This is a genomic window from Streptomyces sp. R818, assembly GCF_056172735.1.
The window spans coordinates 37,547-44,578 of record NZ_JAOCNE010000005.1 but is presented as its reverse complement, the minus strand read 5'-3'; the positions used below and the strand labels follow the sequence as shown (position 1 = coordinate 44,578).

General features: G+C 71.3%; 8 protein-coding genes. 5 read left to right on the top strand and 3 right to left on the bottom strand.

Annotated features, from left to right (window positions below; genetic code table 11):
* The first annotated feature begins 57 nt into the window (after positions 1-57).
* On the top strand, positions 58-384 hold the full coding sequence (locus tag N5I75_RS15745; protein WP_476678174.1) for an MrpF/PhaF family protein: 327 nt from the start codon (positions 58-60) through the stop codon (positions 382-384).
* Positions 381-746: a monovalent cation/H(+) antiporter subunit G gene (gene mnhG, locus N5I75_RS15740; RefSeq protein WP_476678010.1), complete on the top strand. Its 366-nt coding sequence runs from the start codon at positions 381-383 to the stop codon at positions 744-746. Before N5I75_RS15745 ends, mnhG begins: the two co-directional genes overlap by 4 nt.
* 57 nt (positions 747-803) lie before the next feature.
* On the opposite strand, the gene N5I75_RS15735 is transcribed toward mnhG, so the two are convergent.
* Positions 804-1,160 (bottom strand): hypothetical protein, encoded by a 357-nt coding sequence (locus N5I75_RS15735; RefSeq protein WP_476678008.1) that lies wholly within the window; start codon positions 1,158-1,160, stop codon positions 804-806.
* A gap of 72 nt (positions 1,161-1,232) precedes the next feature.
* Between N5I75_RS15735 and N5I75_RS15730 the strand changes: the two genes are divergently transcribed.
* The 3 genes from N5I75_RS15730 (at position 1,233) to N5I75_RS15720 (ending at position 4,265) form a co-directional block, all read left to right on the top strand.
* Positions 1,233-2,435 (top strand): winged helix DNA-binding domain-containing protein, encoded by a 1,203-nt coding sequence (locus N5I75_RS15730; RefSeq protein ID WP_476678006.1) that lies wholly within the window; start codon positions 1,233-1,235, stop codon positions 2,433-2,435.
* A gap of 541 nt (positions 2,436-2,976) precedes the next feature.
* On the top strand, positions 2,977-3,411 hold the full coding sequence (locus N5I75_RS15725) for a cupin domain-containing protein (protein WP_476678004.1): 435 nt from the start codon (positions 2,977-2,979) through the stop codon (positions 3,409-3,411).
* Positions 3,408-4,265, top strand: a complete 858-nt coding sequence (locus tag N5I75_RS15720) for an aldo/keto reductase (protein WP_476678002.1) — start codon at positions 3,408-3,410, stop codon at positions 4,263-4,265. Before N5I75_RS15725 ends, N5I75_RS15720 begins: the two co-directional genes overlap by 4 nt.
* A 31-nt stretch (positions 4,266-4,296) precedes the next feature.
* Here N5I75_RS15720 and N5I75_RS15715 read toward each other — a convergent pair whose 3' ends face one another.
* Positions 4,297-4,767, bottom strand: coding sequence for a hypothetical protein (locus N5I75_RS15715; protein WP_476678000.1), 471 nt, complete (start codon positions 4,765-4,767; stop codon positions 4,297-4,299).
* A 35-nt stretch (positions 4,768-4,802) separates the two neighbouring features.
* Positions 4,803-7,010: a hypothetical protein gene (locus tag N5I75_RS15710; RefSeq protein ID WP_476677999.1), complete on the bottom strand. Its 2,208-nt coding sequence runs from the start codon at positions 7,008-7,010 to the stop codon at positions 4,803-4,805.
* Positions 7,011-7,032 lie beyond the last annotated feature (22 nt).

Below are 7,032 nucleotides of genomic sequence, written 5' to 3'. Positions count from 1 at the left end.
CCCGGGGCCCGTACCTCCCGCGCGACCCCCGACAGAAAAGGACCCACGACCGTGACCGTGACCGTGACCTCCTTGGACGGCATCCTGCTCGACGCCGCCCTCGCGGTGATCCTCCTCGCGGGCGCGCTGCTGCTCATCCGGATCTGGCGCGGCCCCTCCATGCTCGACCGTGCCGTGGGCGTCGATGTCGCGGCGGCCCTGATGATCGCGGGCATCGGTGTCGAAGCGGCGCACACCCGGACTCGCTACTACCTGTCGATCATGCTCGTGATCGCCTTCCTCGGCTTCACCAGCTCGGTCGGCATCGCCCGCTTCATCGCCGTACGCGACCGCCCGGACGAGCCCACGCCCGCATCCGCATCCGCATCCGAGGAGCGCCCATGAACACCTGGCACCACGCGGCCGACCTCACCGGCGCGGCCCTGCTGCTGCTTGGTGCCCTCGTCTGCCTGACGGGCGTCGTCGGACTGCTGCGCCTGCCCAACGTCCTCACCCGCAGCAGCGCCGCGACCAACCCCCAGACGCTGGGCATCCTCCTGCTCACCGCGGGCGTCGCACTGCGCCTGCGCTCCTGGGTCGACCTTGGCACCCTCGCCCTGGTCGTCTTCTTCCAACTACTGACCAGCCCCGTCGCCGCCCACCTGGTGGCCCGCGTCGCCTACCGCACAGGACAGACCGGCGACGACGCCCTGCTCTTCGACGAACTCGCGGAATCGGACGCGTTGAGGGCGAGCCGGGATATGTAGACGAGGCAAGCGGCACAGGCACGGAGGCCGACCGGGCAGGAACGCGGCTCGTGCCGCTCAGCGGGCGGCGATGTGAAACTCCATCCACTCGACACCTGGGACGAGAAAGCGGGAACCCGCGTTCAGAGCGGCGACCCCTTCGAACTCGTCGCCAGGCCCCGGGGCCACGAGGGTCCAGGGCGTCGCGACTCTCCACGCACAACGCAGGGTCGAGAAGAGAGCCGCCTCCGGAGTCGGGCACCGCAGGGGAGAGGTCAGCCGTACTTCGGCGAGCTCCGGAAACTTCCAGTACCGCTCATAGCTCTCGACCTGAACAACGCTGTCCACCTGCGCACCGAGACGCGAGACGATCCTCTCGGCGCCGCGACGATCGGCGGCTCGCACATGACAACGCCACCAGATTGATTCGAACATGCGAGAGACCGTAGGCGCGTGGTGCGCGGAACGCTGCTCCTTTTGTCGGAGCGGGATGGCAGAGTGATCGACATGCGACGCATAGATGTGGCGGAACGGCGGGCGCGGCTCGGTGTGCGGCATCGGCTGGCGGTCGCCGATCGGGCGAAGAACCCGGTCGAGGTGGCCGGTGACCTCGTCGCGCTGCACAGCACCGATCCGTCCTCCGTGTACGTCGCCACCTGGGCGCGGACCAACGGCGGCTCGGTCCGGGACGTGGAACGCGCGCTCTACGAGGACCGCACCCTCATTCGGCTGCTCGGCATGCGCCGCACCGTCTTCGTGACCACCCTCGATGTGGCCCCGGTGATGCAGGCCGCCTGCTCCCAGGCGGTGGCCGCGCGGGAACGCCGCAAGCTCCTCGGCTTCCTGGCCGCGTCCGAGGTCGCGGACGACGAGGCCGGGGTACGTGCCTGGCTGGCCGAGACCGAGGACATCGCCGTACGCGCACTCGCCGCCCGCGGCGAGGCGACCGCCGCCGAACTCGCCGCCGACGACCCACGCCTCAGCACGACGGTCACCCTCTCAGTGGGCAAGAGTTACGAAGGGACGCAGAAGATCGCGAGCAGGCTGCTGCTCCTGCTCGCCGCCGAGGGCCGAGTGGTACGCGGCCGGCCGCGCGGCTCCTGGACCTCGCACCAGTACCGCTGGGCACCCCTGGCCGACTGGTTCCCCGGCGGCCTCGCCGAACTGGACACCCACCAGGCGGAGGAAGAACTGGCCCGGCGCTGGCTGCGCGCCTACGGCCCGGCCACCGCCGACGACCTGCGCTGGTGGGCGGGGTGGACCAAGACGCAGGTCAAGCGCGTGCTGACGGCACTCGAACCGGTCGAGGTCGACCTCGGCGGCACGACGGGCCTCCTCCTGCCCGACGACCTGGAGAACACCGAGACGCCGGAGCCGTGGGCCGCGCTGCTCCCCGCGCTCGACTCCACCCCCATGGGCTGGCACGCCCGCGACTGGTTCCTCGGCGACCACGGCCCGCGCCTCTTCGACCGGGCCGGGAACATCGGCCCCTCGCTGTGGTGGGACGGCCGCATCGTCGGCGGCTGGGCCCAGGACGGCGGCGGTGAGATCGTGTGCCGCTTCCTGGAGGACGTAGGCGCGGACGCCGAGGCGGCGGTACGCGCGGAGGCGGAGCGCCTGGCCGTCCCTCTCGGCGACGTCAGACTCAGCGCCCGCACGCGCGGCCGCACCTGGCTGGAGGACGAACTGGCGGAGAGCCGGTCGCGGTAGGCGGCGTGCTCCCCGGCCGCCCAGGGCGTCAGGGGAGCGGGGCGCCGGGCGGGGTCCGGGCCCGACGCCCCGCTCGCTTCCTCCGCGGTGCGGACGAAGCTGCTGGTCCTAGAGCGCTGCCTGTTCGTCAGGCGCTGTTGGACTGCCTTGTTGTACGACGTCGCGTCCTGTGGGCAAAAGCCGCAAAACGTAGCGTTTTACGGCTTGACGGGCGGTCGGAGCTGCTCAGCGGGGCAATGTGGTAATTACGTGAAGATGCCGGAAGGGAAGCGTGCTTGCCGGTACTGTGCGGGCAGCCCCTCTGGTTCGGAGAAGCAGCTGGAGGGGCGGCAGCAAGAGCCGGGAAAAGCCGGACCGGCCGCGCCGCGCGGCGGAGCCTCACTCCAACGGTCCGCAGCCGCCCCGCTGACGAACGCCCCGGAAGCAGTCTCCGACGTGGGGTGTACCAGCAGTACATCCCACATGTGCCACATTCGTCCTAGCGTTGATCGCAGGCGCCGTCGCCCCGTCGAGCCGCCCTGCGACAGAAGGAAAGAACGCAATGGACGCCAACGCCTTTGACCAGATCTTCCCGCTCGGGGAGAAGAACGACGCCTACGCGCAATACTTCACCGGCCAGAGCTACCTAGCCCCGCTCGCCCCCGGCAGCGTCCCCGTCAGCAATGTCTCCTTTGAGCCGGGCTGCCGCAACAACTGGCACATTCACCACGGCACGGGCGGCGGCGGTGACCAGGTCCTGCTGTGCACGGCGGGCAGCGGCTGGTACCAGGCCGAGGGCGAGGAGCCCGTCAGCATGGAGCCGGGAACGGTGGTCCGCGTCCCGGCGGGCACCAAGCACTGGCACGGCGCGAAGGCCGACTCGTGGTTCTCCCACATCGCCTTCATCACCCCTGGCGAAGACGTCGGCAACGAATGGCTCGAGCCCGTCACCGACGAGGCGTACGGCGAGCTGCCGAGGAACGGAGCGAACGCATGACGATCCTGGACGAGACCTACACGCTGTCCAACGGCGTCGAGATCCCCAAGCTGGGTCTCGGCACCTGGTTCATCGACGACGACCAGGTGGCCGAGGCGGTCCGCGCGGCCGTGGAGATCGGCTACCGGACCATCGACACCGCCCAGGCCTACGGCAATGAGCGCGGCGTCGGCGAGGGCGTGCGCGGCGCCGGCGTACCCCGCGAGGAGCTGTTCGTCTCGACGAAACTCGCGGCCGAGATCAAGGACCACGACGGGGCGGTCGACGCGATCGAGGGATCGCTGGAGAAGCTCGGGATCGAGTACATCGACCTGATGCTCATCCACAGCCCGCAGCCGTGGGACGACTTCCGCGGCGGCGACTACGCCCAGGGCAACCGCGAAGCATGGCGCGCGCTCGAAGAGGCACATCAGGCCGGGAAGATCCGCTCCATCGGAGTCTCCAACTTCCAGCAGGAGGACCTGGAGAACATCCTGCGGGGCGCCTCCGTCGTGCCGCACGTGAACCAGCTCCTCGTCCACGCCGGAAACACCCCTTCTGAGCTGCTCGACTACTGCGCGGGCAAGGGGATCCTCGTCGAGGCGTACTCGCCGATCGCGCACGGAGCGATCCTGGCGAACGCCGAGGTGCGGGCGATGGCGGAAAAGTACGGCGTGTCCGTCCCGCAACTGTGCATCCGGTACACGTTGCAGCTGGGCACGGTGTCACTGCCCAAGACGGCGAACCCCGCGCACATGCGCTCCAACGCCGAGGTCGACTTCGAGATCTCCGACACCGACATGGACGCCCTGCGGAGCCTGCGCGACGTGGACTACGGCGAGCACAGCTCGTTCCCCGTCTACAGCGGCAAGTGATCGTCGCTGATCGTCGCTGCCGGATCCGGAGTCAGGTGCCGCTGAAGCGCTGACGGAAGTCCTCGGCCAGGGTGTCGCCCGCCGCCTCGACCAGGCGGCCGATCACCGGGTGCAGGACGAGGCCGGTCACGGCTGCGGCGAGCGCGGGCAGGCTGCGGCCGAACCAGCGCACCACGTACTGCATGGTGGACAGGTCCGGCTCGGCCGCCGTGGCCGACTCCTCCAGCTCGTCGAGGAGCTCCCTGGCCCGTTCCGCTTGTGGTGCGTCCTCGGGGAGCAGATCGCGTACGCGGGTGAACTCGGCCCGCAGCACCGCCAGTTCGGCCCCGGTGACCGGTGCGGGCGGGTGCGTGCCGGTCGTCGTCTGGGTGGCGGTGTTGTGGCGGCCGACGATCACTTGTCCCGAGACGGCGTGGGCGCGTACGTCGTAGCGGTCCGAACGGTCATCTTCGTGCTCACGCTCGTGCTCGTGCTCATGTTCTGCGGTGGGGCGGGCGGCCATGGTGCTGTCTCCTTCGAGGTCGGGTACCGGCTGGTTCAGGTGGTCCAGGGGGTCGGTTCGGACGGCCCGCGCCGTGGCGACTCGGTCGGCGGTGTCGGTGAGACGGACTCGCTGGGCGGGGGCGAAGGGCTCGGAGAGGTGGAGGCGGGCGAGGGGGCGGTGACGGCGACCCCGGTCACCTCCATGCGCAGGTCGTCGCGGCCCCAGTCGTCGTGGATCGTCACGGTGGCGTGGTAGGTGCCCGGCACGGTCGGTGTGAAGGTGACGGTGAACCGGCACAGCCGCGAGCCCGCAGGAGGGGGACATGCGGTGAGGGCGACCGACCAGTTGTCCTCGTCGCTCACCTTCAGGGACTTCTCGTCGTCGCACGGCAGCCACGCGTCGAAGTCGACCGGGCGGGTCACTGGCTTGTGCGGCTTGGTCGAGCCGAAGTCGGGGGGCCTGATCGATGCGGGGACGCAGCCCTGCGACCCGTCGGGCAGAGGCATCCTCCTGACCGACGTCGGCGGCGATGCGGTCGGTGAGGTCGGACGGAGATGCGGCCCGGTCGGTCCTGACGACGACGAGAAGGGGTGGGGCGTCTGCGTGGTGGGGTGAGTGTCGTGTATGGAGGCGGCGGGTGCGGGCGGCGCCCCGGCGGCCGGCTGACCGTCGCCCGTGTCGGCCAGGGCCACGAAGACACCTCCTGACACCAGCGCGGCCACGGCGGTGGTGAGCACCGCGGGCTTCGAGGCGAGCGCGCCGAGGCCTTTGCCGAGACCCGCCTTGCCCAGGCCCGCCTTTCCGCTGGCGGCCGTGCTCTTGCCGCCCGCCGCGAGTGCGTGGTGCACGGCTGCCGCACCGGCTCCGACGCCACCGCCGAGGGTCACCGCCACGGCCGCCGCCGCCAGGTGCAGGGCCTTCTTGCGTACCTCCTCCTCGCGGGCGAAATAGGTCTCGTCCGCCGCCGACCCGAGCGCCGTGGCGGCTGTGCGGCCGAGTTCCAGGGCCGTGTGCCAGCTGCCCCAGCGCAGAGAGCGGGCCAGTGGCGGGGCCGCGGCCCGCGCCAGGTCGCGTACGCCCGCGTGGTCCTCGCGCCGGGCCGCGTCGGTCAGCACCCGAGTGATGACGGCGGCCTGCGCGGCCACCTCCCATCTCGGAACTCCGCCGCGCAGCCAGGCGGTGAGGCCGGGCGCGAGCTCTCCCGCCTCCAGCGCCCGGCCCGTGTGCCGGACGACCGCGGCGGCGAAGTCACCCCGGCCGCGACATCCGGAGTCGTCCCGCTCGATCAGCCGCATCTGCCGCAGTGTCTCGACGGCTGCGTGCCCCGACGACTCATCGACGACGTCACCGGCCAGGGCGTACAGAAGCCCGGCCGGTACGGGCAGGGGCGACACGGCGGACACCACCCGCAGCAGCCGCCTGCCCGTCTCGTCCAGCCTCCCCGCCGCGCCCACCGCCCGCACCGTCGCATCGGCCGCGAACGCGCCGTCCTCCTGGTTCTCCCCGGCTGCCTCCGCCGCACGGACCGTGGCCGATGTCTGGACCAGCGTCAGCGGATGCCCGTCGACCATGCCGACCAGTTCCCCGACGGCCTCGCGCTCGGTGGCTTCGGGCGTACGTCCCAGCTCGTGTGCCACGAGTTCCAGCGCGGCGTCCTCCGGCAGACCGCCGAGCCGCAGGGCGCGCACCTCGTCGGACACACACCGTTCCGTGGCCGCCACGAGAAGGTCGCAGCCAGGGGCCGCGTCCGCCAGAGCGGCCAGGTCCTCCGGCGAACCCTCGAAGTCGTCGACGACCAGCAGCGCCTGGACCGTGCCCATCAGCCGGCGCATCCTGGCCGGTTCGGGCTTGTAGTCCTCGGTCTCGAAGCAGGCGTGGAAGAGGTCCTGGACCACGTCCTCCACCGCGAGCCCGGCCGCCTGCAGCAGGACGAGGTCGCGGCCGAGCGCGGCCTGGTCCGCCGCGTGGCGCCGCAGCAGCGCGGACTTTCCGATGCCAGGAACCCCGTACACCTGCGTCACATGCCCGGCGCCCAGCCAGCCGTCCACCGTGGCGAGTTCGTTCTCCCGGCCGAGCAGCGGTGCCGGGTGGCGGGGCAGGGCCCGGCCCGCCGGGCGCTCACGCCGGCGCGCCGGTGGCGGGCCCTCGGAGCGAACAACCGCGCAGGACCCGTGCTCCGCGCTGATGACTACGTTGTGATCGCCGACGATGAGCTGACCGCCGACGTCCCCCTCGACCCGGACCACGCTCGAAGTGGCCATGCTTCCCCCCGCGTTCCCCGTG

Bases quoted from the DNA above. Each gene is read 5' to 3' on its own strand.
- mnhG (WP_476678010.1), top strand. From the start codon at position 381: ATGAACACCTGGCACCACGCGGCCGACCTCACCGGCGCGGCCCTGCTG.
- N5I75_RS15735 (WP_476678008.1), bottom strand. From the start codon at position 1,160: ATGTTCGAATCAATCTGGTGGCGTTGTCATGTGCGAGCCGCCGATCGT.
- N5I75_RS15730 (WP_476678006.1), top strand. From the start codon at position 1,233: ATGCGACGCATAGATGTGGCGGAACGGCGGGCGCGGCTCGGTGTGCGG.
- N5I75_RS15725 (WP_476678004.1), top strand. From the start codon at position 2,977: ATGGACGCCAACGCCTTTGACCAGATCTTCCCGCTCGGGGAGAAGAAC.
- N5I75_RS15720 (WP_476678002.1), top strand. From the start codon at position 3,408: ATGACGATCCTGGACGAGACCTACACGCTGTCCAACGGCGTCGAGATC.
- N5I75_RS15715 (WP_476678000.1), bottom strand. From the start codon at position 4,767: ATGGCCGCCCGCCCCACCGCAGAACATGAGCACGAGCACGAGCGTGAG.
- N5I75_RS15710 (WP_476677999.1), bottom strand. From the start codon at position 7,010: ATGGCCACTTCGAGCGTGGTCCGGGTCGAGGGGGACGTCGGCGGTCAG.